Annotated in this window: 27 protein-coding genes and 1 tRNA gene; 15 read left to right on the top strand and 13 right to left on the bottom strand. The window is 67.0% G+C overall.

All coding sequences use genetic code 11. The annotated features are described in order from the left end of the window. The first annotated feature begins 106 nt into the window (after positions 1-106). Together ACFP3H_RS07100 and ACFP3H_RS07095 are read left to right on the top strand one after the other, a co-directional pair. A complete protein-coding gene (locus tag ACFP3H_RS07100) occupies positions 107-1,507 on the top strand; it encodes a glutamate decarboxylase (RefSeq protein ID WP_378601241.1) in 1,401 nt (466 codons plus the stop codon). 827 nt (positions 1,508-2,334) lie between these two features. Then, entirely contained in the window at positions 2,335-2,871 is a 537-nt protein-coding gene (locus ACFP3H_RS07095; RefSeq protein WP_378601239.1) for a hypothetical protein, read from the top strand. A 39-nt stretch (positions 2,872-2,910) separates the two neighbouring features. On the opposite strand, the gene ACFP3H_RS07090 is transcribed toward ACFP3H_RS07095, so the two are convergent. Next, a complete protein-coding gene (locus ACFP3H_RS07090) occupies positions 2,911-3,303 on the bottom strand; it encodes a hypothetical protein (RefSeq protein WP_378601652.1) in 393 nt (130 codons plus the stop codon). Between ACFP3H_RS07090 and ACFP3H_RS07085 the strand changes: the two genes are divergently transcribed. Continuing rightward, positions 3,203-3,655: a tyrosine-type recombinase/integrase gene (locus ACFP3H_RS07085; RefSeq protein ID WP_378601237.1), complete on the top strand. Its 453-nt coding sequence runs from the start codon at positions 3,203-3,205 to the stop codon at positions 3,653-3,655. The two genes, ACFP3H_RS07090 and ACFP3H_RS07085, sit on opposite strands and share 101 nt — an antisense overlap. Before the next feature lie 44 nt (positions 3,656-3,699). Here the strand turns inward: ACFP3H_RS07085 and ACFP3H_RS07080 are convergent. Then, a tRNA-Pro gene (locus ACFP3H_RS07080) sits at positions 3,700-3,773 on the bottom strand. A 351-nt stretch (positions 3,774-4,124) separates the two neighbouring features. Between ACFP3H_RS07080 and ACFP3H_RS07075 the strand changes: the two genes are divergently transcribed. After that, the gene (locus ACFP3H_RS07075; protein WP_378601235.1) at positions 4,125-4,760 is read left to right on the top strand and encodes a HEAT repeat domain-containing protein; all 636 of its coding nucleotides are present in this window, start codon (positions 4,125-4,127) and stop codon (positions 4,758-4,760) included. On the opposite strand, the gene ACFP3H_RS07070 is transcribed toward ACFP3H_RS07075, so the two are convergent. After that, positions 4,751-5,179 (bottom strand): winged helix-turn-helix transcriptional regulator, encoded by a 429-nt coding sequence (locus tag ACFP3H_RS07070; protein ID WP_378601233.1) that lies wholly within the window; start codon positions 5,177-5,179, stop codon positions 4,751-4,753. The two genes, ACFP3H_RS07075 and ACFP3H_RS07070, sit on opposite strands and share 10 nt — an antisense overlap. 241 nt (positions 5,180-5,420) lie before the next feature. Between ACFP3H_RS07070 and ACFP3H_RS07065 the strand changes: the two genes are divergently transcribed. Further along, complete coding sequence (locus tag ACFP3H_RS07065) at positions 5,421-6,686, top strand: MFS transporter (RefSeq protein WP_378601231.1); 1,266 nt, start codon at positions 5,421-5,423, stop codon at positions 6,684-6,686. Positions 6,687-6,810: 124 nt separating this feature from the next. Here the strand turns inward: ACFP3H_RS07065 and ACFP3H_RS07060 are convergent, their stop codons facing one another. Continuing rightward, a complete protein-coding gene (locus ACFP3H_RS07060) occupies positions 6,811-7,458 on the bottom strand; it encodes a response regulator (RefSeq protein WP_378601229.1) in 648 nt (215 codons plus the stop codon). Next, the gene (locus ACFP3H_RS07055) at positions 7,455-8,600 is read right to left on the bottom strand and encodes a sensor histidine kinase (protein WP_378601227.1); all 1,146 of its coding nucleotides are present in this window, start codon (positions 8,598-8,600) and stop codon (positions 7,455-7,457) included. Before ACFP3H_RS07055 ends, ACFP3H_RS07060 begins: the two co-directional genes overlap by 4 nt. 161 nt (positions 8,601-8,761) lie before the next feature. On the opposite strand from ACFP3H_RS07055, the gene ACFP3H_RS07050 reads away from it, so the two are divergent. The 4 genes from ACFP3H_RS07050 to ACFP3H_RS07035 all read left to right on the top strand — a co-directional run bounded on the left by ACFP3H_RS07050 (position 8,762) and on the right by ACFP3H_RS07035 (position 11,631). Beyond that, a complete protein-coding gene (locus ACFP3H_RS07050) occupies positions 8,762-9,238 on the top strand; it encodes a DUF6326 family protein (RefSeq protein ID WP_378601225.1) in 477 nt (158 codons plus the stop codon). 80 nt (positions 9,239-9,318) lie between these two features. Then, positions 9,319-9,678: a nuclear transport factor 2 family protein gene (locus ACFP3H_RS07045; RefSeq protein ID WP_378601223.1), complete on the top strand. Its 360-nt coding sequence runs from the start codon at positions 9,319-9,321 to the stop codon at positions 9,676-9,678. Between the two features lie 67 nt (positions 9,679-9,745). Beyond that, positions 9,746-10,516: an SDR family oxidoreductase gene (locus tag ACFP3H_RS07040; RefSeq protein WP_378601221.1), complete on the top strand. Its 771-nt coding sequence runs from the start codon at positions 9,746-9,748 to the stop codon at positions 10,514-10,516. 464 nt (positions 10,517-10,980) lie between these two features. Then, on the top strand, positions 10,981-11,631 hold the full coding sequence (locus ACFP3H_RS07035; protein ID WP_378601219.1) for a SecDF P1 head subdomain-containing protein: 651 nt from the start codon (positions 10,981-10,983) through the stop codon (positions 11,629-11,631). Here the strand turns inward: ACFP3H_RS07035 and ACFP3H_RS07030 are convergent, their stop codons facing one another. Both ACFP3H_RS07030 and ACFP3H_RS07025 read right to left on the bottom strand, forming a co-directional pair. After that, complete coding sequence (locus tag ACFP3H_RS07030) at positions 11,632-12,651, bottom strand: DJ-1/PfpI family protein (protein WP_378601217.1); 1,020 nt, start codon at positions 12,649-12,651, stop codon at positions 11,632-11,634. A gap of 29 nt (positions 12,652-12,680) precedes the next feature. Then, entirely contained in the window at positions 12,681-13,517 is an 837-nt protein-coding gene (locus tag ACFP3H_RS07025) for an oxidoreductase (RefSeq protein ID WP_378601215.1), read from the bottom strand. A gap of 129 nt (positions 13,518-13,646) precedes the next feature. On the opposite strand from ACFP3H_RS07025, the gene ACFP3H_RS07020 reads away from it, so the two are divergent. Both ACFP3H_RS07020 and ACFP3H_RS07015 read left to right on the top strand, forming a co-directional pair. Beyond that, a complete protein-coding gene (locus ACFP3H_RS07020) occupies positions 13,647-14,321 on the top strand; it encodes a TetR/AcrR family transcriptional regulator (protein ID WP_378601213.1) in 675 nt (224 codons plus the stop codon). Positions 14,322-14,483: 162 nt separating this feature from the next. Beyond that, positions 14,484-14,831 carry a DUF732 domain-containing protein gene (locus tag ACFP3H_RS07015; RefSeq protein WP_378601211.1) on the top strand — a complete coding sequence of 116 codons (348 nt, stop codon included), beginning with the start codon at positions 14,484-14,486 and terminating at the stop codon, positions 14,829-14,831. 10 nt (positions 14,832-14,841) lie between these two features. Here ACFP3H_RS07015 and ACFP3H_RS07010 read toward each other — a convergent pair whose 3' ends face one another. Then, positions 14,842-16,659, bottom strand: a complete 1,818-nt coding sequence (locus ACFP3H_RS07010) for an ABC transporter ATP-binding protein (protein ID WP_378601210.1) — start codon at positions 16,657-16,659, stop codon at positions 14,842-14,844. 81 nt (positions 16,660-16,740) lie between these two features. On the opposite strand from ACFP3H_RS07010, the gene ACFP3H_RS07005 reads away from it, so the two are divergent. Together ACFP3H_RS07005 and ACFP3H_RS07000 are read left to right on the top strand one after the other, a co-directional pair. Then, complete coding sequence (locus tag ACFP3H_RS07005) at positions 16,741-17,145, top strand: MarR family winged helix-turn-helix transcriptional regulator (protein ID WP_378601208.1); 405 nt, start codon at positions 16,741-16,743, stop codon at positions 17,143-17,145. Positions 17,146-17,239: 94 nt separating this feature from the next. Continuing rightward, complete coding sequence (locus ACFP3H_RS07000; RefSeq protein ID WP_378601206.1) at positions 17,240-18,379, top strand: lipase family protein; 1,140 nt, start codon at positions 17,240-17,242, stop codon at positions 18,377-18,379. On the opposite strand, the gene ACFP3H_RS06995 is transcribed toward ACFP3H_RS07000, so the two are convergent. Next, the gene (locus ACFP3H_RS06995; RefSeq protein WP_378601204.1) at positions 18,374-19,240 is read right to left on the bottom strand and encodes a hypothetical protein; all 867 of its coding nucleotides are present in this window, start codon (positions 19,238-19,240) and stop codon (positions 18,374-18,376) included. The two genes, ACFP3H_RS07000 and ACFP3H_RS06995, sit on opposite strands and share 6 nt — an antisense overlap. Positions 19,241-19,645: 405 nt before the next feature. Between ACFP3H_RS06995 and ACFP3H_RS06990 the strand changes: the two genes are divergently transcribed. Together ACFP3H_RS06990 and ACFP3H_RS06985 are read left to right on the top strand one after the other, a co-directional pair. Then, on the top strand, positions 19,646-19,918 hold the full coding sequence (locus tag ACFP3H_RS06990; protein WP_378601202.1) for a hypothetical protein: 273 nt from the start codon (positions 19,646-19,648) through the stop codon (positions 19,916-19,918). 74 nt (positions 19,919-19,992) lie between these two features. Beyond that, a complete protein-coding gene (locus ACFP3H_RS06985) occupies positions 19,993-20,625 on the top strand; it encodes a hypothetical protein (protein ID WP_378601200.1) in 633 nt (210 codons plus the stop codon). Here the strand turns inward: ACFP3H_RS06985 and ACFP3H_RS06980 are convergent. The 4 genes from ACFP3H_RS06980 to ACFP3H_RS06965 all read right to left on the bottom strand — a co-directional run bounded on the left by ACFP3H_RS06980 (position 20,622) and on the right by ACFP3H_RS06965 (position 26,331). Continuing rightward, positions 20,622-20,882, bottom strand: coding sequence for a hypothetical protein (locus ACFP3H_RS06980; protein ID WP_378601198.1), 261 nt, complete (start codon positions 20,880-20,882; stop codon positions 20,622-20,624). The two genes, ACFP3H_RS06985 and ACFP3H_RS06980, sit on opposite strands and share 4 nt — an antisense overlap. A gap of 69 nt (positions 20,883-20,951) precedes the next feature. Continuing rightward, positions 20,952-21,755, bottom strand: coding sequence for a HEAT repeat domain-containing protein (locus ACFP3H_RS06975; RefSeq protein WP_378601196.1), 804 nt, complete (start codon positions 21,753-21,755; stop codon positions 20,952-20,954). Between the two features lie 45 nt (positions 21,756-21,800). Then, positions 21,801-22,499 (bottom strand): LmeA family phospholipid-binding protein, encoded by a 699-nt coding sequence (locus ACFP3H_RS06970; protein WP_378601193.1) that lies wholly within the window; start codon positions 22,497-22,499, stop codon positions 21,801-21,803. 67 nt (positions 22,500-22,566) lie between these two features. After that, entirely contained in the window at positions 22,567-26,331 is a 3,765-nt protein-coding gene (locus ACFP3H_RS06965) for an outer membrane protein assembly factor BamB family protein (protein WP_378601190.1), read from the bottom strand. Positions 26,332-26,447 lie beyond the last annotated feature (116 nt).

The raw sequence follows: 26,447 nt of genomic DNA, 5'->3' as shown, positions 1-26,447 counted from the left end.
GTGACAGGATATGAACCTCGTCGAAACCGGAAGACACCAGGCAACGTACGCACCCGTGATCGTGTGACGACCGAACCCTGTCGTCCAATCGAAGGAGGATCGCTCCATGTCCGAGCCGAGGCGCCACCATCGGGGAAACGAGTCCGACACCATCTCCGTGCGGCCAGTGTTCGTCCAGCCGGGCGAGGCCTTCGAGCTCCCCAAATTCCGCCTGCCCGACCGTGATCGATTGGGCGAGGTCGCCTACCAGTTGGTGCACGACGAGGCGATGCTCGACGGCAACGCCCGGCTGAACCTGGCCACTTTCGTCGGCACCTGGATGGACGAGTACGCCAAGAAGCTGTACACCGAGACGTTCGACAAGAACATGATCGACAAGGACGAGTACCCGCAGACCGCCGCTATCGAGGAACGCTGTTGGCGGATGCTGGCCTCGCTGTGGCACAGCCCCGACCCCGAACACACCATCGGGACCTCCACCATCGGCTCGTCCGAGGCGTGCATGCTCGGCGGCCTCGCGCTCAAACGGCGCTGGCAGGACAAACGTAAAGCCGAGGGTAAGTCGACCGAGAAGCCCAACCTCGTGCTCAGCACCGCCGTGCAGGTGTGTTGGGAGAAATTCTGCAATTACTTCGAGGTGGAGCCCCGGTGGGTGCCGGTGTCCAAGGACCATATGGTGCTCGACGGCCACGAATTGGACACCTACGTCGACGAGAACACGATCGGCGTCGTGGCGATCATGGGCGTCACCTACACCGGCATGTACGAGCCGGTGGCCCAGATCTCCGCGGCCCTCGACAAGATCCAGGAGTCGACCGGACTCGATATCGACATCCACGTCGACGGCGCCTCGGGCGCGATGATCGCCCCGTTCTGCCAACCCGAGATCGTCTGGGACTTCCGGGTGGCCAGGGTGGCCTCGATCAACACCTCCGGGCACAAATACGGGCTGGTCTATCCCGGCGTCGGCTGGGTGGTGTGGCGCGATCGGGCCGCCGTGCCCGATTCGCTGATCTTCACGGTCAGCTACCTCGGCGGCGACATGCCGACGTTGGCCTTGAACTTCTCCCGCCCCGGCGCCCAAGTGCTGCTCCAGTACTACGTGTTCCTACGGCTCGGTTTCGAGGGCTACCGCCAGGTCCAGCAAGGCTGCCTGGACGTGGCCCGGTTCCTCGCCACATCGATCGCGGAATTGACACCGTTCGAGCTGGTCACCGACGGATCCCACCTCCCGGTGGTGGCGTGGACGCGCACCGCGAACGCGAACCCCAACTGGACGCTGTACGACGTATCCGACCGGCTACGACTCAACGGCTGGCAGGTCCCCGCCTACCCGATGGCCAAGGGCCTCCAAAACCTGACACTGCTACGGATCGTGGTCCGCAACGGCCTCAGCCACGACCTGGCCACCTCACTGATCCGCGACCTCACCGAGGCAATCGACTTCTTGGATTCCCTCGACACACCCCTCCCGGACTCCGGCCGCCACCCCGGCTTCCACCACTGACCAGCCGATACGCGAGCCTTCATCCTGCTGGCGCTTGCTCTGCTTCCTTCGTTGCTGGCGCGGTCGTCAGGGTCACCGGCGATAACGTCCCTGCCGCAGCGGCGTTGACGGCCGAATCCGATGACCCACCCACTCGATATTCCGTATGAGCGCAGCCTGCTGTTGGTCGCGTGCACAAGGGCACGCGAATAGCTCGTCGTGACCCTGGCATGGGCGATCGAGCGGTGCTTCCCCGGGGCTGACATGTGGCGATACCTGTTGTATGGCGCAATGATTGCGACAATCGCACGTTTCCTGTCGGTTCGTGCAGCTATCGTGGCTGAGATCAGCGGGGTGGAGCGGTAGGTTGCAGGAGGGCGGTCACGATGTCGCTGGGTCGGTGGTACGGCGATCATGAACATCGTCATGATCGTGATTCGGGCTATGACCCTGTCAACGATGACGTTCGTGACCCTTTCGAATTCGGCGCTACGCAATCACTGTTCGCGCGCGATAACGTACCGGACTCGGTGCCCGGTCGGGCAGTACAACCGTCGGTTCGGGGACGTGGAAAGAAGCGGAAGCCCCGACAAGCGACAGCGGGTTCGGCCGTGCAGATCTCGCCAGCGGACCGGAAGCGGTGGGAACAATTCGCGCACCGCTGGTTCGGTTCGCACCCGAGCGGCACCGCGCGGGGTTGTCTGAAGGCCGCGCACCAGGCTGGCTTGCGGTTCGTTACGGGGGTGATGGCCGGCGAGCAGTATGCGCGGCTCGCGCGAGTTAGCAGGTCTGGACGACCCGATCCGACTCGGCGAGTAAAGAATTCGGCTGAGGCGATCGTGGCGAGGATGGCACACGCCGATCCGAGTACGCCGCTGGTCGATTACCAGCAAGCGTTGCTCGACGCAGGTCATCGATTCCACAGCCGAGATGACATCGCGGATGTCTTCCGTCTGATCGCACAAAAATCGAAGTCGGCCAGGCCTGTTCAGCGGTCTGACCGAGTCACAAGGGGCGCTGAGCAGCCCACCGGGGTGCGTGGGCGGGATCACGTGCCGACCGCGCACAGTACCGAAATCGATCGAATTGTCGTCGCGGTGCTGCGCGAGGATCCAGAAGCGGCAACCAAGGACTATCAGCGAGCGCTGCGCGCTGCGGGTTTCGGTGAGGTCGGACAGCGCGAGATCACTGCGGTCTTCCAACGGATTCGGCAGCGCCGAGCAGAACAGTCGAAACCCGGAGCGGCGCGTGCGGATGGCTCGAAGAGGCGGTTGCGCAAGGGTTTCGCGCCGAGTGCCCGTGCGAGAACGGTCGAAGCCGCTGACCGCTGCCCGTCGTGTGATGTTGTGCCAGATCGGTTGAGCGGGTCCTGCCGGTGTGGGTAAGGGCTAGGAACCACTGACGTGGATCTTTCCGGACCGCGATCATTTGCCTGGTCGGGGCGGTGTCGGCCGAGCAGAATGACTGGGCGACCCTCGATCGCTCGCACTGCCGGGCTGGTCCTCGTTCTCGAAGGCGAAGCCCTTGATCACGGCTTCTCTCATTGCCGAGGCTTGCTCGTCGAGCAAACGGCGCAACCGCGCCCCATCGGCTTCGCCGCGTTCCCGCTCGAAGTAGGAATCGAGCCAGAGGCTGAACAGACCGGCACCGAACATGATGCCGCCCAGCTCACTCCATGGCAGCACGTTCAGCCATCCCAACTCTCGCACTGCGGAGATGGCTGAGCCCGCCGTCATGAACGTGATGCCGACGAAGACGAACACCAATCCGGCGAGGATTTTCTTGGTTCGGAGCGGGCGGTTGAGTACATCGTTCATACGATCGGGACTACTTCCCGCTGCCGCCACGCACGAAACCACTACCTACGGACATGCTGAATCACTTCCTTGCCCACGTTTGGGGTCCTGCGCGATGCGACCTACTGGACGAGGTCGTGACAACACTCGGCTACGAGATCTACGGCGCCACGATCTCCGGCATACCGGACTCACCTGGATGGCCGATGCCGGCGTGAGTCTGCACCTACTCCAGAAGTTCGCGGGCCATGCCGATAGTCGAACAACTGAGCGATACCTACACCCGGACCGCCGGGAGGTCACCGATGCCGGCGACAAGCTCTCGAACCACCTTCGGTCCCGTTCTGGTCCCGCTCTCCGCGTGGTGGGCTAACAGGAAAACCCTCTCCGACCTCGGTCGGAGAGGGTTTTCTACTGTCGGGCTGACAGGATTTGAACCTGCGACCACCTGACCCCCAGTCAGGTGCGCTACCAAGCTGCGCCACAGCCCGTTTCTTGCCCCCGTCGCCGGGTGCTCGGAAAGATTACCGCAAGTCTGGCCGTAGGTACTAATCCGCTGGTAGATGCCAGTTTTTGAGGATGTGGGAGGCGTATCGGTTGTGTGCTCCAGAGGGGACGAGGGGTGAATCTGAAAGGGCGCATCGTCCTCTGGTGCTCGGCGCGTGAGGGACTCGCGGGTGCGGGCGGCTCCCCGGCTGGGCCTCCGACCACACGACGGATTCGCCCGAATGGTTCTGCGTGCCCACATCGACGCAGATCGCGAGTCGTCGTCCACCGCCGTACATCCGGTGACGGTCCGGATCGCCGCTGAACGAATTATGCGGTTCTCGTAGGCTATGGCCGTGGGGTGTCAGGCGGAGAAGCGGGAGCGAGACGTTGCGACCCGATTGCTCGACGAGTATCGGCAGGCAGGCGGGTACGCCGACACGATCCCGGAAATCGGGAGGCGCCTGCATGACTCGCCAGCGGTCATTGTGGTGATTGCGCAATGGCTCACCGAACTCGAAGACCGGTGGCCAGGTCCTGAGACCGAAGGCCGAAGACTGACTCGACTGAGTTTGACGAATGCGCTGAATCGTACGGCGTCGCGCGAGACGACCGCCATCCCCGCGTTGATCAGCCAGTTCGATTACTCGAAGGCTATAAGTCCGCAAGTACGATGGGCGGCAGGCAATGTCATATTTAGAATTCCGGCCGGCCGGAAGTACTTCGAGGAACTCGCCGCCATCGCCGCGGACCGCAGATTCGGGACCGATCGTCAGATGGTGGTCGGCTGGCTCGGCAAGTCCCAGCACCCCGATGCTGCCGCGGTTGCCGCCGACCAACTCGACGACGAGACGGTGCAAGGGCACGCTCTCGATGCGTTGTCCAAGATGCGGGCGCAAGGCATATCCGAGCTGGTCGAGCCGTTCCTGACATCGAAGTTTCCCTGGTATCGGCGCAATGCGGCGCGGATCATCCACTACGATCAGGGCTGATCTTCCTTCCCTGTGGAGAACTCATTTCCCGAGCGGGTGGCGGGACCGTCGTTCGCCGCCGCTCGGGCTTGCAGGGCCGAAATGTAGTCATCGCCCCAGCGGTTGAGCTCGGCGACGAAGTCGCGCAGAGCTTCGCCGGTCGGTGTGAGCGAGTACACCACGCGAGGCGGAACCTCGGGAAAGGCTTTGCGCGACACGATTCCGTCCTGTTCCAGTTCGCGCAACTGGCGTGTCAGCACGCGGGGCGTGACAACACCGACAGCGCGGCGTATTTCGCTGTAGCGCAGGGACCCCTCCAGAAGATGCTTGACGATCGTCATCTTCCACGCACCTCCGAGAACCGCGACGCTGACCTCGACCGGGCATACAGCCATGGCCTGCAGAACTGATTTGCGCACCGCACCCTCTTCGCCGGGCATCGTCTCCCTTTCGACGTGTCTACCACCACGGTATCAAGACGAGCTATATGGACAATTTTGTCCATACTTACGAAGAGTGCCCTTAGGTGCTAAACCGGTAGTAGGCGAAGATCTGCGGACCTTTCAAACGTCGGTGCGACAGCACGAATTTGGCGGCATTCAGGAGGAGATGGCAGTGATCAGGGAACACTCCCCCTCGGCGAGTGCGAAGACGAGACGGCGATGGCATCCCGCATGGACGATGGTCGCGGTCGCCGCCCTCGCGCTCATCGCCGCAGGGTCGTTTACGACGATCGCCGGGCTGATTACCGAGCCGCTCGTCGATGCGAAGGGGTGGAGCCGAACCGATATCGGCATCGGCGTCGCCATAAATATGGTCTTGTACGGTGGCGTCGCGCCTTTCGCCGCGGCACTGATGGACCGTTGCGGGTTGCGTAGAGTTACCTCGGTCGCTCTCGTCGCGCTGATCGCGAGCTCGTTGCTCATCGCCAACGCGACACCGAATGCGCTGAGCTTCGTGCTGTGGTGGGGTCTTCTTGTCGGTACGGGAACCGGCTCGATAACGATGGTCTTCGGCGCCACTGTCGCCAACAGGTGGTTCCACGAGAAGATCGGGCTGGCCACAGGCCTGCTGACTGCCGCGAGCGTCGTCGGCCAGTTCGCGATGCTGCCTGTTCTGTCGGTGATTCTTGGCCACAGTGACTGGCGCGCACCGGTACTTATCTGCGGAGGTCTCGCTCTCGTCGGGCTCATCGGCGTGCAGGCCCTGATGAAGGACAGTCCGCGAGAGCTGGGGATTTACCCGTATGGTGCCGACGCGAGCAGTCGAGACATAGCGCGCTCTGCTGCCACCGGGAATCCGTTCACGCGCACTGTCCACGTGCTGCGGGACTGCTTGCGCGATATCCGATTCTGGACCGTGGCGCTGATGTTCGCGCTGTGTGGTGCCACCACGAATGGATTGATGTGGAGTCATTTCACCCCTGCCGCGCATGACCACGGCATGGCCGCAACCGCCGCATCCAGTCTGCTGGCTGTGGTCGGACTGGCGAATGTCCTGGGCACCGTTACCGCAGGATGGCTAACCGACCGAATCGAACCGAGGATATTGCTCGCAGTGTTCTTTCTCGGTCGGGGAGTTTCGCTTGCGCTACTGCCGATACTCTTTTCCGGCGACCTCAACCCCAATTTGCTGGCCTTTGCGATAGCGTTCGGCATCCTCGACGTGGCGACGGTTCCGCCTACGCTGGCATTGTGTCGGAACTACTTCGGCGATAACAGCGCCCTGGCCTTCGGGTGGGTGAACGTTTTCCACCAGATCGGTGCCGGAGCGATGGCTCTGATCGGCGGACTCATTCGCGATATCAACGGTTCGTACACGATGATGTGGGTCATTTCCGCGATAGTGTGTGTCGCGGCCGCCGGATTGGGCGCAACATCGGCACGCCTTCACCGTGTCAGTGAGCGTTCTGCATCCGATGCTGAATCATGCTGCACTACAGGATGATTGATGATGCTCGCGAGCTGGCGATTCCTCTGGTCGGTCGAGCAGATCCTCCGTGCGGGCCGCGTCGTCCGCGATTTCCTGGCCTTGGATAGGCCTCGGTGAGGTCACCGTCGGTGACAAGCCCTCAGACACGCCCCGTCTCATGAGCCCACATGGCGAGCTCGACCCGATTGCGCGCGCCGAGCTTGCGCATCAGGCTCGCCAGGTGGGTTTTGACCGTGCTGGGGCTGATGCGGAGGTCGGTGGCGATTTCGCTGTTGGTTCGGCCGTGGGCGACGGTGCGCAGGACCTGTTCCTCGCGGGAGGTGAGGGGTTCTATCGGTTGTGTGGCGGGGTGGTTCTGGGATCTGGCGAAGGCTGCGAGGAGGCGGCCGGTGACGCGGGGCGCGATCAGGGCGTCGCCGTCGGCGGCGGCGTGGATCGCTTGGCTCAGCAGGGCGGGTCCGGCGTCTTTGAGGAGGAAGCCGCGGGCGCCGGCCTTCAGTGCTCCGTGGACGTATTCGTCGAGGTCGAAGGTGGTGATGACGACGATCGGGAGGGGGTCGGGGACGTGGGGTCCGGCGAGTTCGCGGGTGGCTTCGATGCCGTCCATCAGCGGCATGCGGATGTCGAACAGGCACACGTCGGGGCGTAGTCGACGGGCCATGTTCACCGCTTGTCGGCCGTCGGGGGCGGCGCCGACGACCTCGATGTCGGGCTGGGCGTCGAGCAGCATGGTCAGGCCGGTGCGCACGATGTCCTGGTCGTCGGCGATGAGTACCCGGATGGTCATCGTCGGGCGTCCGCTCGGGGCAGCATCGCCTCGACGCGCCAGCCGCCGCTCGCGCTCGGGCCTGCGTGGAACGTGCCGCCCAGCAGTTTGGCGCGTTCCCGCATGCCGACCAGGCCGTAGCCCGACGGGCCTGCGACCGTGCTGACGGCACCGTCGTCGTCGACCGTCAACTGCACGCGCTCGATGTCACCCTCGATGCGCACGGCGACCCGCGTCGCGTGCCGGGCGTGGCGTCGCGCGTTCGTGACCGACTCCTGGGTCAGGCGGTAGAGGGCGGCGCCGATCGCGGGGCTGAGATCGTCGAGTTCGCCGGACAGTTCCACGTCGACCCGCGGCCCGCCCTCGGCGATACCGGCGAGGCGTTCGAGGTCGGCCACACCCGGTTGCGGCGCGAAATCGGCCTCCTCGGCGGAGCGCAGGACACCGACCATGGCGCGTAACTCGCGCAGTGTTCGCGAGGCCGCGTCCTCGATGACGGCGAGAACCTCGGTGGCGCGCTCGGGGTGTGACGCCGCGATGGCGCGGCCGGCTTGGGCCTGGATGACGATGCCGGAGACGTGGTGGGCGACGGTGTCGTGGAGGTCGCGCGCCAGTTGCTCGCGCTCGCGCGCCTTGGCCTCGTCGATGTCGCGGGTTCGGATGTAGGCGTGGTAGCGGACCGCGGCGCCCAGGGCGGCGGCGAACAGGAAGAAGGCGAACGCGGACACCGTGTCCGCGAGGCTGGTCGGGTCGGCGATATGGGTGATGACCAGCCACACCAGGATGATCGCGAGACCGGCCGCGAACTCATGGCCCGCTCCCCACCGGAACAGCGCGTAGGCCAGGATGAGCACGCCTCCGATACTCGTCAGGAGACCGGCCTGCTCGCCCGCGAAAATCCGGACGATGTCGACGGCGATCAGCGTGCCGAACGAGATCACGACCGCCGCCATGGGGTGGGTGCGGCGCCACAGCAGGGGAGCGAGGACCACGAGCACGACGGCGAGTACCAGCGCGCGCGACGCCAGGTCCTGCCGCAGGACCGCTTCTGTCACGGACCAGGTCACGAGCACCGCGACGATCGCCCAGTCCTGCCACGTTCGCCGCGGCGGGTTCGCCGGCCGTGGCTCGGCCCACAGCGAGCGCAGCGCCTTGGTCACCATCTGCCCAGTGTAGGGACCGTGCGGCAGCGGCGGATCAGCCGAAAGAACGAGCGGCCGACCGTGCTTTCGGCCGGTCGAACCGCGGCCCGCGGGCTGATGTATCGACCGCCGGGATCGGCGAACGTTGACCTATCCATCCGCACCAGAACCCGGAGCCCATGATGCGAAACAGTCGACCCACCACGCTGGAAAATCCGCGCCTACCGGTGCAGGCCGAGCTCGCGGCAGCCTGGACCAGTCTCATGTTCCTCTACATCTACGTCGACTATCTCGCCCTGTACAAGCCCGGGTTCGTCGACGACCTGCTCGCCGGTACCGTGCACGAGTTCGATACCGGCCCAACGTTTGTCGCGATGGCGCTCACGCTCATGTCCATCCCGAGCCTGATGATCCTGCTGTCGGTGATACTGCCCGCCCGCCTCAATCGCGCCACCAACCTCGTCGCGGCGACGCTGTTCATCCCGGTCACGATCTACAACGCGGAAGGAGAGTCGTGGAGCTACTGGTACTTCTACGGCTTCTCCATCGGACTCGAGGTGCTGCTCCTGGCCTTCATCCTGTACTCCGCCTGGACCTGGCCGCGTGCCGCGGCGCCGACAACCACGGCAGGCCCTGATCGTGAGGTCGCGTCCCGCTAGCGCCAGCGCGTGAACCCCTGCGCTCAGCCCACCGCGAACATCGTGGCGCGAGTAGGACTTCGGCTGGCAGGGTGGGGCGCATGGAGAACCTACGCGACGCTGAGCGACGGTTGCAGGCCGCACAACTTGCCGGGGATGTGCAGGCGCTGGATCGTCTGCTCGATGACCGGTTGATCTTCACCTTCGGCGCGGACGTCTACACCAAGGCCGATGATCTGGAACTGCACCGCACGCGGACGCAGGTGATGACGTCCCTGGTCGAGGAAGAGCTGAACGTGCTCGCCGAGGGCAGCACCGGGGTGACCTGGTTTCTCGGGACCGTCGAGGGGACCGTCAACGGCGAGCCGTTCGGCGCCCGGATGCGGTACACGCGTTCCTGGTTGCACGACGAGACGCACGGTTGGCGGATCATCGCGGCCCACGCCAGTACGGCGGAATGACCGGCATCGGAATGCCATGTCCGAATCCTGCCGGACTTCGGAGGGTCGGGTCCGTTGAATAGCTCGTATGAGCGAAACAACCACTCCCGCAACCAAAACGGCCCTGGTCACCGGCGCGAGCCGGGGCATCGGCCGGGCCATCGCTGAACGATTGGCCCGAGACGGTGTCCTCGTCGCCGTGCACTTCGGGCAGAACGACGCCGCCGCCAAGGAGGTCGTCGCCGGGATCGAGGCCGACGGCGGCCGAGCTTTCGCGGTTCGTGGCGACCTGGGCGCCACCGACTTCGCCACCCTGCTGGCGGACGTGGACGCGGGCTTCGCCGACCTCGGCGCCCCCGCCGGTCTCGACATCCTGGTCAACAACGCGGGCATGACCGTCATGAACGGCGTCGACACGATGACGCCCGCGGAATTCGATGTCCTCTTCGCTACCAATGTCCGCGCCCCGTTCTTCCTGGTCCAGGGCGTTCTCGACCGGTTGCGTGACGGCGGCCGCGTCGTGAACATGTCCTCGGCCGTCACCCGGATCGCGATCCCCGACATCGCGGCCTACACCATGACCAAGGGCGCCATCGACAGCTTCACCCGCGTCCTGGCCCAGGCCCTCGGCCCGCGCGGCATCACCGTCAACGCGGTCGCCCCCGGCTACGTCCTCACCGACATGAACGCCTGGCTCATCGACAACCCCGACGGCCAGCGCGAAGCCTCCTCCAACGTCGCCCTCGGCCGAGTCGGCCGACCCGCCGACATCGCCGACATCGTCGCCTACCTCGTCAGCGACGACGCCCGCTGGATCACCGGCCAAACCCTCGACGCCAGCGGAGGTTCCGCTCTCTGAGTGAGCTGAATGCTCGGATTCGCCGGCGAAATGCGTAGCTGCCCTTATTAGTTCGGGTCAGCGTGCCACTGAACTCGAGGGACAGGATTGTGTGGCTTCTGGATGGGGGGATTCGTCCCTACTCTTGGTGATCGGTCCAGTCGCACAGTTCGAGGAGATTTCCCTTGAGGTCATGGTCAATTGTGGTGGCGCTGTTGGTAGCTGTGGCGACGGGTGGGTGCGGGGCGGCGGGGGAGCAGGTGCGGGAGGCCGAGGTGGCTGCTCCGGTTGTTGATTGTCCTGGTTGTACGGCCAGGTTGAGTGCTACCTATTCCCGGCTCGATGGTCGGGCGGCGAGTGCTGGTGAGCTGGAGAAGGTTCAGCGGATGGTGGAGGGGCGGCTTCGGGCGGTCGGGTATACCGGCGTTCCTACGGTTTCCGGCAGTACTGTTTCGGTCACTCTTTCGGGTACCGCCGGTGAGTCCGTGCGCGATGTCTTCCGGGTGCCGCAGCTCGGTCTCCGGCCGGTCATCGGTGCGCTGCCGTCGAATTCGCGCGGTGCCGGTGGTGACACCCCGCCGGGTGAGCCTCCGGCGCCGCAGCCTGCCGTGGCTCCCGCGCAGGTGTCGGACGCGGTGGCCGAAGCCAAAGCTCAGCGTCAGAGCACCGATCAGGCGGTACAGCAGCTCGCCGTGCAAGCGATCGACTGCGGCAGTCCGGACCCGCTCGCCGGGAACGACGATCCGGCACTGCCGCTGGTGACCTGTTCGCAGGACGGCACCGAAGTGTTCCTGCTCGCGCCCAGTCGCCTCAGTGGCACCGACATCGCCGGTGCCACCGCGGGACTGGGTGCGAACTCCCAGTACGAGGTCAACCTGGAATTCACCACCGCGGGGGCCGAGGTGTGGGCGACGTTGACCCAGGAGTCCCTGCAGCGGCGAGTGGCGTTCGTGCTGGACACGGCGGTGATCAGCGCGCCGATGGTCCAGTCGGGTCCCCAGCTCGGGGGCCGGACCACCATCTCGGGCAGCTTCACCCGGGCGAGCGCGGATGTTCTCGCGCGCGATATCGGGACCGCCGCCGTCGCGCTGACCACCTCGGCCACGCAGATCGCCGTCGTTCGGCCGACCAAATAGTCAGCTGCGCGCGGCGCCTGCCTTGTCACGCAGGACCCCGACGAGGCGGTCGGCCTGCTCGTCGACCGACTGCGGGCCGTTGCCGGTGAGCAGTGCGTACTTCTCGTCCCAGACGGTCTTGACGGCCGACGGGTTGAGGGTGAGGCTGACGTCGTAGCCGGCCTCCTCGAGGGCCACGTCGACGTAGTAGGTCAGACGGGTGCGCTTGCCGGGGATCTTCGGGTACTGGGTGGCCAGCATCATCTTCTCGCCGTACTTGGGCACGGTGGTGATGTGGGCGGCCTTGTAGGCGTGATCGGTGCTGGTGGTGGTCTTGCCGTCGGCGTCAACGCGGTACTTCGCGGAGGTCAGGGCGATGGGGGCGTGGCAGATCAGCGAGACGGGGACGTTCTCCTCGCGCAGGGTGTTGAGCAGTTCGCCCATCTCGGGGTTGTCGTGGAAGTCGACCATGGGCGCGTGACCGCCGGGCATGTGCACGAAGTCGATATCGGCCAGGCTGAACGCGTCGGCCGGGTCGCGGTGGCGGGCGATCAGCTGCGCGATGGACAGGTACTCGCGCTCGGGCAGGGCGTCGAAGTCGGCGACGACCTGGTCGCGGATGGAGATGGCTTCCTCGTCGGTCTTGGGCAGCGGCTCCGAGACCGGGATGCGGCCGAGGAGTCGGTGGGCCAGGGCGAGTTCGTCGTTGCGGCGCTTCAGCAATTCGGGGTTCTTGTCGCGCAGTTCCTGGGGGCTGAGGTGCTTGACCTCGGTCTGCAGGGTGACGCGCGCGGTCGCCATGCCGAGGCCGCCCGCGGCCTGGAAGTTCAGGGCGAGGCCGTTGATGTCGAGCTGGGGCAGCTTGCCGTCGGGGGTGGCGAGGACGAAGTCGTGGGTCTTCTCGAACTTGGCCATCACGGCGGCGAGTTCGACGAGGAAGAAGCCGGTGGGGATCTTGTCGCCCTCGGGTTCGCTCAGCGGGAGCAGCCGAGCCGAGGAGATGACGATCAGGGCCTTGGGGCGAGTGGTGGAATCGGACATGGCATTTCCTTCTTCCGTGTGGGTGAGGGTCAGTTCGGAACGCCGGAGGAACGCTTGATGAGGGCGTCGAAGACGCGGTCGGGCAGGATCTTGCTGAGGAAGATCAGCGGGCGCGAGCCGAAGCCGACCTGGTAGCGGGTGCGCGGGTGGCGCGCGGTGGCGGCCTTGGTGACGGCCTTGCCGATGACCGACGGCGGCGAGGTCATGCGCGCGTTGGGCTGGGAGCTCTGTTCCAGCGATTTGCCCATCGCGGCGGCCTGCGCGGCATAGGGGCCGTGGCCGGAGGTGGCGGACAGTTTGTCGGCGGCGATCGAGCCCCACGGGGTGCGGATGGAGCCGGGCTCGATGATGACCACGTTGATGCCGAACTGCTTGACCTCCAGGCGAAGTGCGTCGCTGAGACCTTCGACGGCGTACTTGCTGGCGTGGTACCAGGCGCCCATCGGGGTGGCGAAGCGGCCGCCCATCGAGCTGATGTTGACGATGGTGCCCGAGTGCTGGGCGCGCATGTGGGGCAGGACGAGCTGGGTCATGCGGGCCAGGCCGAACAGGTTCACTTCGAGTTGGGCGTCGGCCTCGTCGAGCGGGACATCCTCGAGCGCGCCGTAGGAGCCGTAGCCGGCGTTGTTGACGAGCACGTCGATGCGTCCTTCCGCCGCGATGATCTCGGCGACCGCCTTCTCGGCCGAAGCCTCGTCGGTGACGTCGAGCGAGAGCGTGCGTACCCCGGACGAGGCTAGGTCCTTCATCCGGTCGGTGCGGCGGGCCGCGCCGTAGACGATGAACCCTGCCCGGTGAAGTTGGCGCGCGGAGTCCTCGCCGATCCCGGAGGAGGCTCCGGTGACCAGGGCAACCTTCTGAGTCATTCCCGTTTCCTTCCTGTCGGAGCGCCGAATAACGAACCGGCGGTCTCTTCGAGTCTACGCAACCTTCGGGCGAACTTCAATAGACCGCCGGTTCTTTATCAAAAGACCTGCGGTCTGTAGTATGGGGTGATGACGACGTTTCAGCGCGCCCGCAGCGAAGAGCAGCGCGAAACGCGGCGACTGAGCATTCTGGCGACCGCGACGACCATGCTCGCCGAGATGCCGGTTTCGGCCATCAGCCTCAACGAACTCAGCCGACGGGTGGGGTTGGCGAAGTCGAATGTCCTGCGCTACTTCGAATCCCGCGAAGCGGTCCTGCTCGAAGTGCTCGCGACGATGGCCCGCGACTTCCTGATCGAGCTCGTCGAACAGTTGCCCGACCGCGTCGACGACGCCGACCCCACCCCCGTCCGAATCAAGGCGACCGCCGCCGCCCTCGCGGACTCGTTCGCCGCGCACGGCAAGCTCTGTGAGCTGCTCAGCGTCCAGGCGAGCATCCTCGACCACAACATCTCGGCCGAGGTCGCCGCGCATTACAAGCGCGGAGCGCAGGACGCGCTCGCCGGGCTGGCCACGGTCCTGCGCACCGTGCTGCCCGAACTCGACGACGCACACGCCGCCGAGGCCGCCACCATGACGATCGTTCTCGTCGGCGCGCTGTGGACCCAGACCCATCCGGGACCGGCGGTGCTCGCGGCCTACGAAGCCGACCCGGATCTGGTGTTCCTGCCGCCGTTCGCCGTGGCATTCGAACGCGCCCTCACCGTGTTTCTGGCAGGGCTGCTGGCCGACCCCGATCGCTGAAAAAGGCCCGGCTGAGGGCGGTTTCGACGGTTCGTGGTGGGGTCGGTTCAGCCCTGGGGTGGGTTTCGGGCAGGCGGCTGGTCCGGGATCGTTGATGCCACACCGGAAATGGTGCAGCAGAGGGGAAATACGATGTCGACCAGCCGAATTCAGTTACGTGCGGTGACGATCAGTCTGGCGTTGGCGGTGCTCGGCGTCGCGGTTGCGGGCTGTGACCCGACCGAGGCGCCTCGCGGTGCCGAACCGACCCGGACCAGCACCGCCGAAGCGTCCGAGATCAGCGCCGACGAGGCGTCGTTCCTCGACGAGATCACGACCAACGAGGCGACCCTGCCGGGGAAGTCGTCGAAGGAGATGGTCGCCGCGGGTCACGCGACCTGCGAGCACCTGCGCGGCGGGGTGTCGGTGCTCGACGAGACCACCGCGGTCGAGCGGACCTACGGGATCGAGCAGGCGACGCTGTTCGTCAGCGCCGCGACCACGAACCTGTGCCCGGACTTCGGTTCGTGATCGCGCGCGCTCAGGCCGCCACCGCCTCGGCGACGCCGTTGAGGCGGGCATAGCGGCCCGCGCGGTCGAGCAGTTGACGGTGATCGCCCAGTTCGGCGACCCGGCCGTGGTCGAGGACCGCGATCTGGTCGGCGTCGCGGATGGTGCTGAGGCGATGGGCGATGGTGATGACCGTGCGGCCCTGGGCGACCACGTCGATGGCGGTCTGGACCGCGCGTTCGGTCTCGTTGTCGAGTGCGCTGGTCGCCTCGTCGAGCACGAGCACGCGGGGATCGCGTAAGAGGGTGCGGGCCAACGCGATTCGTTGCTTCTCGCCGCCGGAGAAGCGGTGACCGCGCGAGCCCACCACGGTGTCGTAACCCTGGGGCAGCGCCGCGATCAGGTCGTGGATCTGGGCGGCGCGGGCGGCGCGTTCGATCTCGGCGTCGGTGGCACTGGGCTCGGCGTAGCGCAGGTTCTCGCGGATGGTGGTGTGCAGCAGGTAGGACTCCTGGGACACGACGCCGACGATGCGGGCGAGGGTGCCCAGTTCCAGGTCGCGGACATCCACGCCGTCGATACTCACCCGACCGCCGGTCGCGTCGTGCAGTCGCGCCACGAGCGAGGCGAGAGTGGTTTTGCCGGAACCGGTTTCGCCGACCAGCGCCAGGGTCGAACCCGGCGGCACGACGAGCGAGATCCCGTCGAGCACGTCGGGGCCTTCGGCGTCGTAGCGGAAGCTGACGTCGTCGAATCGGACCTCGCCCACGACATCGCGCGGGTCGAGCTCGACCGGTCGCGCGGGTTCGGCGATCTCGACGGGCAGGTCGAGGTAGCCGAAGATCCGGCTGAACAGCGCCATCGAACTGGTGACCTCGACACCCACATTGAGCAGGGCCATCAGCGGACGGAACAGCCCGGATTGCAGGGCGGTGAAGGCGACGAGCGTGCCGATCGTCATGCCGCTGCTCGTCGCGGGCAGGCCGGCGGCGAGGTAGAGCAGGGCGGGAATGGCGGCGAAGACGATGCTCATGGTGGCCATCCGCCAGCGTCCGGCGAGCTGGGCGCGCACTTCGAGATCGACCAGGTCGTGGGAGGTGCGCTCGAAGTGGGCCGAGGCCAGCGGGCCGGTGCCCAGGGTCTTGCCGAGCTGCACGCCGCTCACCGACAGGCCCTCCTCGACCTGACCGTGCAGGTCGGCGAGGTGGCGTTGGCGCTGGGCGGTGATGTCGCGGCGCAGCAGGGCCACGCGCCGGGTCAGCCAGATCGCCGGCGGCAGCACGATCAGCGACAGCAGCGACAGCCGCCACGACAGCACGGCCATCGCGACGGCGGTGCCGACCACGGTGGTGACATTGCCGGCGATGGAGGTGGCGGTGCTGGTGACCACGGACTGCATGCCGCCGACATCGTTGATCAGGCGCGACTGCACCTCGCCGCCGCGCGTGCGGGTGAAGAACGCCAGCGACTGTCGTTGCAGGTGGCGGAACACATCGGCGCGCAGCACGTGCATGACCTGCTGGCCGACGGTGGTGGAGATGAGCGTCTGGCCGACGCCGAGCACGGCGGTGAGCACGGTGACGGCGAGCATGCCGCCCACGGCCCACAGCAGTAGTGAGACGTCCTGGTGCGGCAGCGCGTCGTCGATCACCATGCGCAGCAGGAACGGCGAGGCGAGGCCGATCGTCGAGGCCGCCACGATCAGGACGGTCAGCGTGGTGAGCTGGAGCCGGTACGGCGCGAAGAGCGCGGCGATCCGGCGCAGGGACACCGGCGACTCGCGCAGTTGGGCGCGGTCGGCCGGGTCGGGGCGGCGGGTGCGACCGCCGGTCGGTTTCTGTTCTTCCATGTGCAACCCCCTTGTGGGCTGTGCTGTTATGCTGAGGTTACCTCATTATCTGGTAGTGAAAACAAAGCGGGAGGCGAGTTTATGCCCGACAACGAGAGCGATCTCCTGATGCAGGTGGCCAGGACGCTCCGACGACGTTGGGCGGCGGCCTACGCGCCGATGGGCCTGACCCCCCACCAGGCCCGCGCGTTGCGGGTGGTCGGCGAACACGGCGGACTGCGATTGTCCGCCATCGCGGAGGCGTTGCGGATCAGTCCGCGGTCGGCCACGGAGGTGGTGGACGCGCTCGAACACGCCGAGCTGGTGACCAGGGCACCCGATCCGACCGACCGGCGCGCCACCCTCGTGGCGGTGACCCCGCACGGTGAACGGACCCTCCGCACCCTGACCGAAGCGCGCGCGGCCGACGCCGACGATTTCTTCGGACGCCTCACCGACGACGAGCGTGCCGCGCTGCGCAAGATTCTGGGCAAGCTGGTTTCCTGATCCGGTAGCGGAAATCCGGCTATCAGTGCTGGTCGCGGCGCTAAGGTGGCCTTCGATGGTCGTGTCGATCGCCACACCGCAGGAGGCAACCGCGATGGCTACACCGGTTTTCGTCATTCACGGCATCGGCAACAGGGACGAGCCGGGTTTCGCCACCAGTGTCGAGACGCTGGGGCGCGCGACCGGCGTGGCGAATCCGCGGCCGGTGTACTGGGGTGACCTCGGCGCCCGGTACGAGTGGGTCGAACACACGGTCCCCGGCGCGCAGGTCGCGGTCCTCGACGCCTCGGCCGCCGAGGATGGAATCCAGCCCGAGTTCCTCCTGTCCGACGCGGACGTCGACCTCATCCGGACGCAGTGGGACCAGGTGCCCGAGGTGTTCCTCGACGCGGTCGAGGAAGCATTGGCTCGGGAGTGGGGCAGCGAGGAGGTTCGCGGCGCGGCCGTGGATATCGTCGCGCTGCGCGCCGCGCTGGCCGAGGCGTGGCCGGACACCACCTGGTTGAAGATGACCGATGACGAGCAGGTGCTCCGCACGGCCGGGGAGGCGGTGGCGGGATCGATCCTGCCGGGGATGGGCGGGGCCGCCGGCGAGGTCGAGATCCTCGGGTTCGATCTGGTCGGGTTTCTCCGAAACCGGTTTCGTGATGTGGACAGGGTCGTCGGCGCTGTCGTGGGCGGGGCGGCCGGGCGACTCAATCGCAGTCTGCGACAGTCGTTTCTGCCCGAGATCACCAAAGGTGTCGGCGATATCCTCGTCTACCAGCGGCACCGCGACGAGATCGCCCAGCATGTCCGCGATGTCATCGCGAAGGTCGACCCGCGGCTCGGGCGCAGCGCCGAGCACCCGGTCGACATCGTGGCGCACAGCCTCGGCGGCGTGATCATGGTCGACCTGGCGACTTCCGATGAGCCACTGTGGATTCGGCGTCTGATCACCTTCGGCTCCCAGTCACCGTTCTTCCATGTCTGCGATCCGCGCGGCGGCGCCATCGTGCCGTACGCTGGAGAGCGCCCTGTCGAACTGCCCCCGACCATCCGGGCCTGGTCGAACCTGTGGGAACCACTCGACCCTGTCGCCTTCGTCGCCGCGCACGTCTTCCGTCTCCACGACGGCTCGAAACCGAAGGACATCAAAGTCCCGCACCTCGCCTCCACCGGTCTGTGGACCCACACCCGCTACTGGAAGCACCCGAGCGTCGTCGAGCACATCGCCGAGACTCTCGGGTCATGAGTTCTCCGCGATCAGCTGTCGCAGGGTTGTGCGTTGGTCGTCGGTGCACGACGGTGCTGTGATGCGGCTTCGGGCGAAGCCGAGCCAGGTCTCGTCCTTGGTCGGCCAGTCGCGTAAGAGGGTGAAAACCGCTGTGGCGTCGGAGGATTCGAGTAGGGGTGGCAGGGCTCGGGGGAGGGCTGGGTCGGTCTTGGCGTGAGGGCGGGCCTCGATGGTGGGCCACGGGGCGGTGTGGGGCGGGTGTAGGCGCAAGGGTGTGGGGTCGGGGTCGGGGAGTTCATCGGCGGTGGCGGTGAGCAGGGTGGTGATGCTGTCGGCGATCACCTCGGGTGCTCGTTTCGTGGTGGGAGCCTGCGCCAGGCTCTCGGCGAAGACGTCCCAATCGTCCTGGTCGAAGTGGTGGATGGCGGCGGTTCCGTGCTGGTCGAAGCACAGGTAGCTGTGGTGGTTGTCGTCGTGGGTGTAGATGGCGAAGCAGAAGACGGTGGTGTTGATGCGGTGGAAGTCCATGTCGGACAGGTTCTCTTCGAGTTCGGGGCGATCACCCCACACCCACACGATCGCGTCCAGCAGGCCGAGGGCCAGCGGGCGTGTCGCGTTCGCGCTGTGGAACAGGCTCAGGGAGTTCCAGTCGGCACGGTGGGGGAGGTCGAACGTGCCGATGCGCGTCCAGATGTCGGTGAGTTCGGGGGGAATCGCGACGCCGAGGCGAGTTTCGGTCGCCTCGATGGCGGCCCGGGTTTCCAGCGGGTTCCAGTGGATGTTCCAGGCGTCGGACAGCGATCCGCGTGTGATGTGGTCTTCGTAGCGTCGCAGCGCGGCGAGGACCACATCACAGGCGGGCGGCAGGGTAGGGCTCACGGTCCGATTCAACCGCGTCGATCCGCGCGCACCGCTGCCAACACCTGCCGAGCCTGCAATGCCGCGCCCAGGACGGCGTCGCGGGGGTTGCGTTCTCGGCGCGGGCGGCGATCTCATCCTGTGCGGAACACACATCGGGACCGGTCGACGACGGGACAACCTGCCTCGAGGCAGAATGTGGAGGTGAACGAGAGGCCTGTGGCGGAGTTCGGGGTCGCGGCGCCGGGCCGCGGTTGATGCGATGCGGTGCAGCGGCTGTGTCGGGAGTGAGAAGATATGAAAGGCACCGAGGGTAGTTCGGGTGCGGCCGAAGAAGGAGCGTCGAACGTTGTTCGGCTGCCCAAACGGCCGCGGCACAGTCGTGACGATGTCGGCGGGGCGCGGCGACCGTGGGAACCTGATCCCGTGTACGACCCGGCGCCCACCCGCCCGGTGACACGCGCCGAATTGCAGGCCGAGACGGCCTCGTGGTCGGCCGATGCGGCCGAGCGGGCCGCGGCGGCGCTGGGTGATTCCGGCGCGTCCGAGAACAATGTGATCGACCTGGTCGCCTCCCGGCGCAATCGCGGCGCCGACGGGTCGCGGGGCGTGCGGCCGCGAATGATGCCGCGTCGGGTCACCCCCGTCGAGAAGAAGACGCCCGGTGAGTCCGACACCGAGGGCTGGCCCGCGCCGTAGTCACGCGACCGTGCGTAGCGGCGGCGACACGGGGTATGCGCTCCCTACGGGGTTGCCGATGATGGGAGCGCGTCATGGTGGATGTCGACAAGAAAGCAGCGACCGGGCACGGTGGGCGGTTGCGGATTCCGCGTAGTCGCGGTGCCCTGGGTGGGCTCGCGGTCCTGCTGCTCGGGATCTGGGGTGCGCTCATACCGTTCATCGGCCCGTATTTCGACTTCGCGTACACCCCCGACCGGGCGTGGGCGTGGTCGGCGGCGCGCGGCTGGCTCGAAGTGCTGCCGGGTGCGGTCGCGATGGTCGGCGGGCTGTTCATGCTGATGAGCCGCAATCGGCTGATCGCCAGCTTCGGTGGGTGGTTGTCGGTGGCGGCGGGCGCGTGGTTCGTGGTCGGGCCGTTCCTGGCCGCGTTGCTGCGCCTCGGTGACATCGGCGAACCGGTCGCGAGCACCGACCTGCGCCGCGCGCTGATCGAGCTGACGTACTTCTACGGTCTCGGCGCGCTGATCCTGTTCTTCGCCGCGAGTTCACTGGGTCGGCTGTCGGTGCGCAGCACGCGCGACATCGCCTTCGCCGAACGGGTGTGGACCGCCGATCACACACCGGTGGCCGAGGAGAAGAAGGTCGTCGCCACCGACCACACCGACACCGATCACCCGAAGAAGGTGGTGTCGCCGCCCGCGGACGCTCGGCCGCACTCGGCTTAGGCGGATTCGACCCTGACCGCGGTGTCGGCGCTGGGGAAATCGAGCACGCGCAGGCGCCCGGTCACCAGGTCGACCGTGTCGGCGACCACCCGGCCCGCGCGCCGCGCGTCGTCGACGACGCTGGTGCTGACCACGCGGTAGCTGCGCTTGGCGGTGAGCACGATGTCCCCGGCCCGCAGTGCTCCCGCCGAGGTCGGGGGCTCGGTCGGTCTCTGTGGCTGTTTCGATCCGCGGACGAGTTCGATCAGTTTCAGCAACGTGTTCTCCTGTGCGGCGGGCAAGACTGTCGAAATGTCTTTACCCATCGCCGCCGCGGTCGAACCCTGTCAGGATTCGCGGGCGGCGATCGCGGCCTGGATCCGGCGCAGGGTGCGCAGGCCCTTCTTCGCGGCGACGCTGACCATGCCGTCGAAAACGGTGGAGCCACGATCGTGGGCCATCAGCCGTTCCAGCGTCGGCACCGCGCGATCGTCGCCGGTCGAACCGAGCGCGACCGCCGCCCAATAGCGCTGGTCCGCGTCCTTGCTCTCGGCCGCCGCGCACAGGCGCGGGATGATGTCCGGGGTGAATGTCGCCAGCGCGCTCGCGATATGACCGATGCGGTAGTAGCGGCGGTTCTCGAACTCGTCCCAGAGGGCGGCGAGCGCGTCGTCGCCGCCGATCGTGCCGAGGGCCTCGGCCGCTCGATCGCGCATGCCCGCGCTGACGTCGTGCAGCACGGGAACGAGGGCGGGCACGGTCGAGGCGTCGCCGAGCACGCCCAGGGCGATCACCGCCTGTTCGCGGGCCATGTCCTGCGGGTGGTCCAGCATCGCGATCAGGCCGGGCACCGCCTCGCGCGCACCGATCGCCGCGCAGCCCATCGCGGCCCACGCCTGACAGTTGTAGCGGGTGTCGGCGAGGGCGGCGAGCAGGGGTTCGCGCAGGCTGTCGTCGCCGAAGACCGAGGCCCGGTTCAGCGCCCGGCTGTAGAGCGAGCGGTGGTAGTCGGGGTAGTCGCGCACCAGCGCGCGCAGTGCCTCGGCGGCGGACGCGTCACCCTCACCGGCTCGGGCGAGCAGCAGCCGCAGGTTCTCCTCGCGGGTCTCGAGATCGCCGTCGTGGAGGGAGCGCGCATCAGCTGGGTTCACCGCCCAACGGTACCCGGCGGCGAGTGGGCCCCGTGACGACCAGCCCTAGCGGGTGAGGCTGTCGAAGCGGACATCGTCGGCCACCGCGGTCACGTGCAGGCCGTCGTTGCCCGGTCGGATCGCGGTCAGGCGGGCGCCGAGCGGTAGCTCGTGCAGCGGCACGACGAAGGTCAATGCTTGGCGCAGCATCGTCAGCGGCACGGTCGGGCCGCCGGTGCCGGGCTGGACCGAGACCGGGGTGACCTCGATGCCCTCGGCGGTCGGGGCCACGGTGACGAACACGGTCGCGGGCACCGACAGACCCACGATCGAGAATGTGCCGGTGGCGCGCAGCCCGTCGGGGGTGTTCGAGATCGATTCCACTCCGGAGGGCGCGTAGCGCCGCACGACGTCGTAGGGGACCACGGCGGTCGCGGTGGCGGTCGCGGCGACGAGGTCGGCGGTGCGGCGGGCGATCAGGTCGCTCAGCGGTGCCGAGACGTTCGCCAGCGTGATGTCGAGATCGTGGACGGAGATGTCGTCATCGGTCCAGTCGCCGATGCCGATATCGATCTCGCGGTAGCGACCGTCGACGGCCTGGGTGAGGAACGGGAAACCGCGGATGTCGACGTCGGGTTCGTGCGGCAGCTGGTACTCGGCGGCGATCTTGCGCGCGATCTCGTCCTGCGCCACCGTCACCGCCACCCGGTCACCGGCGACCAGCGCGATCACCGATATCACCAGCAGGATCAGCAGTGCGCGCATGTGTCCACCTTCTCGGCCATCCCACCATCATGCGGGGAAATGCCGTCGGCCGGTGCGCGCGTGCGGGTCAGCGGCGCCGATACCGGGTGGTCCCGGTCGAATCGCGAGTGTCGCTGACCAGTTTCGCGAAGCACTCCTCGATCGCGATACCGCGTGCGTCGCACCACTGATTGGCCGGTTCGGGATCGGCGAAGGTGGCGCCGGCGACGCTGACCCACCAGCCGCGCAGATCGAAGGTGCGCCACTCGTCGCTCCGGAGGAGCCGGACTTCCGGGTACTGGACCCGCAGGCGCAGGTGCTGTTCGAGGATCGTGGTCGCCGACCAGGTCAGCACGCGGCCGTCGGTGTCGGGGGCGACGAGACCGACCTGTTTCGAGGACAGTTGCGGCAGCCAGCGCTCGGCCAGAGTGCGGTGGATCCAGGGGCGGTCGGCGTCGGCCTGGGCGCGCAGGGCGTCGAACGCGAAGCGTTCCTGGTCGACGGGTGCCACCGTCCCCGTTGCCACGGAGGCGGCGATGGTGCCGGTGTTCGTCCGGCCCTCGCTCAGGCCCCGGCTGGTGCCGATGTCCACGCACGCGACGACCTGATCGTGCACGCTGTCGATCTGCTGTGCGCCGGGGTCGGTGCCCGATCCGAGGGAGTTGGGCAGTCGCCAGAAGGCGCCGAACGGGAAGGTGAAGTCGTGGCGCACCGCGGTGTCGCCCGGTTCGGGGAGGGCGAGCGGCGCGGTGGAGAAGTCGAAGATGCCGGTCGCGACCATCTGGTCGGATTGCGTGATGGAGACGCGGAGGGCGTCGGTGGAGATGATGTCGCCGCCGGGGCAGGCCGCGCGTAGTTCCATCCGGACGATCAAACCCTCTGTGCCCGTGCGGTATCGGACCGGCGTCAGTTCCGGGGCCTTGCCGCAGCGGGTGACCAGTCCACTTTCGGCTTCGCCGGTGGGAGTTGTTGCGCCCGTGGCGGATTCGCCGGTCGGTGCGTAGTAGGTGATCAGGTCGCGGTCGGTGGTCGCGAAGCCGTTTCCGGCGCGTTGCGGGTTGTCCTCGATGCCGCGCAGGCCCCACACCGTGACCCCGGTGCGCAGGTCGATCGCTTGCAGCACATCGTCTTTGGTGAACAGGAGGTGGCGTCGGTCGGTGAGCCAGCCGAAGGGCACGGTGTAGTAGTCGACCACGTCGAAGGGGTGGGTCCAGCGGGTCGCGCCGGTGTGGAAGTCGATGCCCGAGATGGTGTCCTCGCCCAGGAGCACGACCGTGTCGTCGACGATGTCGGCGACGCCCGCCCCGAGTTGCCACTGGCGCGCACCGGTGGCGAAGTCGTAGGCGGCGCCGTCGTGGAGGTAGCTGCCGGGGGTGTCCGCGACTGCTAGGGGCGCGGCGAAACCGCCTCGGCCGGTGTGGGTGCGCAGGTGCTCGCCGGTGCTGTCGAGGACGACGGTGCTGCGCGTGGTGCGTGAACCGCCGGGGCAGGTGACGGCCACCAGGCCGTGTCCGGGGTAGATCGCGACCGAGGTGGCGTCGGTGGGAATCACCTGCGTGCCGTCGCTCGCCCGCAGCACCATGGCGCCCGCGTCGCGGCCGAAGTAGACGAATTCGTCGGTGGCGCCGAAGGAATACTCGTCGCCGGAGCCGGGGCAGGCGTCGGTGGACTTCCACGGCACACTCCAGGACGCGGTCAGATCGTCGACGGTGCCGCGCGCGAGGCGGTCGTAGCCCGCGGTGACGATATCGGTGCCGACCACCTCGACCCGGGAGATGCCGGTGGCCGGGAGGTGATGATCGACCGAGCCGTCCGACATACGGAAGAACGACACACCCACGGCGCGGTTCTCGCCCATGCCCAGTTTGCCGAAGCACGGCAGCAGATCGCCGATGGTTCGTGACGCGCACGCCGCGTCGAAACCGACCTGCGCGGTCCAGCGGATCTCACCGGAAGCGGGATCGATGGCGACGAGTTCGGGTTGGCGATCGGAATTCGGGAGGTAGGCGGTGGTGATGAGGGTGTCGCCGAGGTCGAGCAGGCCGGCGCGGGGGATGCCGGTCGGGGCGGGGAGCGGGGCGGCGAACTGGGCTCGTTTGAAGACGCGGGAGGGGTCGAGAGTCCAGGTGGCGGTGGGCTTTTCGGGGTAGGTGTAGCGGAGTTGGGCGTCGGATCGGAGCTGGGTGGTCTCGGGGCTGGGCGGTGGGCGGTGGGTGAACCACCAGGTTGTGGTGCCTGCGATGACGAGGAGGGCGACGATGCCGAGGGTGAACAGGGCCACGGTATTCCGGCGGTTGGGGGTGGGGCTCGGGGGGACGAGGTAGTTGGGGGTGTGTGGTGGGTTGGTGATGCGGGGCGGAGTTTTGACGAGGGTGACCGTCGGCTGTTGCTTGGCGGGGCCGGCGGTAGGTGTTGGGGGCGTGCTGATTTCGGCGATGCGGACGGTGGCTGTCTGCCGGGCCTGCTGCTTGACGAGGCTGATGGTTATCGGCTGTGGCTCGGGGTTGGCGGCTGTCGTGGCAGGTGCCGGCGTCGGGCGTGAAGGTGGTGTGGATTGCTCAGGAACTCGGCGAGGCTGTGGTGATTTCTTGAGAGAAACGGTCGAAACCGATGGGGCTCCAAAAGGATCCGTTCCCCGCTCAGGCGCCGATGCCGATATCGGTTCAGCCAACCGCATCGACACCAGGAATTCGCGGATCTGCGGTGGCCACGGTATCGATTTGGTGCGCGTGTGCCATTCTCCGAACGCGCACCCCGCCGCGATGATGAACCACGCGATATCGGGCAGATCCACGATCGCCAGCACCACCGCGATCACACCGGCCACTCGTGCCACATGGAAAGGCTCGAGGACGAAAATCGGCTCGCTGTTGTCGACCCGGGTGTTCGATGGGGGCGCACCGGCATTCGCGGTGAGCTCGCGGATCAGGTCGTGTCCGTAGGAACCTTCGCGGATCAGCAGGTCGGTGTAGATCAGTGTTTGCGCCGTGCGGAACAGCGGCATCGCCACCGCGAAATACGCGAGCATGTACAGCGGCATGGCGAAGGTGGCCTGGCCGATCACCGAAAGGACCAGTCCCAGTGGGCAGTAGGTCAGCAGCAGCACGACCAGCACCATGACCAGCCACGCCGAATGCAGGCCGAGTAGTCGCCAGAATGACGGTTTCGCCAGCGCGGCGGAGCGTTTCAGCGACGCGGCGACACCTTTGTCCTCCAGCATCAGCACGATCGGCGCCAGACTGAACAGGATGCCGAAGGCGAATTCGCCCGCCAAGACCACCGGCATCGACACCAGCATCGCGGGCAATCCGCCCGCGAACAGTGCCAGCACCGGAATCACCCACCCGGGAACGACCAGGAGTAGAGAGAACGCGCACATCAGCCGGCACAGCGGCCAGAACCGCTCCCGCATCCGCGCGAACACCTCGGCGAACACCACCGGCGCCCCGCGGATGGCCCGGTCGGCCGCGATGGTCACCACCCCGTTGATCGCGGCGTCGCAGGGGATGCCGATCGCGACGATCGCCCCGATGACGACCAGGACCGTGCCGCCGAACCCCACCATCAACGCCGTGAGCGAATCGTCGGAGCTGCCCATGGCCGACATCGCGAGTGCGACAAGCACATACGTCACGAACATGATCGCCGCGACCCCCGCGACCAGCGCGGCGAGGGTGAATCCGACCGAGACTTTCCAGTGCCGCACCACCGCGCGCGCCGAACCGACGACGATGTCGAGCAGGGTCAGTGGCCGGATCGGGATGACGGGCACGGCCGGATCGAGCAACTGCCGCGCGATCCCGCGTGCCCGGTTCGGCCGGCCGGGGCCATGGGGCGTTGCGCTGAATGCCATCTGCGCAGAATGCGCCCGCGCACCGGATTTCGGTATCGGCCATCCGACCGACATTCCCCATTCAGCAAACTGCTCGGTTGCTATTTTCTGTGTGAAACGAACAGAGACACTACTTT

This window comes from Nocardia lasii (assembly GCF_042658545.1).
Lineage (GTDB): Bacteria > Actinomycetota > Actinomycetes > Mycobacteriales > Mycobacteriaceae > Nocardia > Nocardia lasii.
The sequence above is the reverse complement of the archived record's forward strand: the minus strand, read 5'-3'. Positions and strand labels throughout refer to the sequence as shown.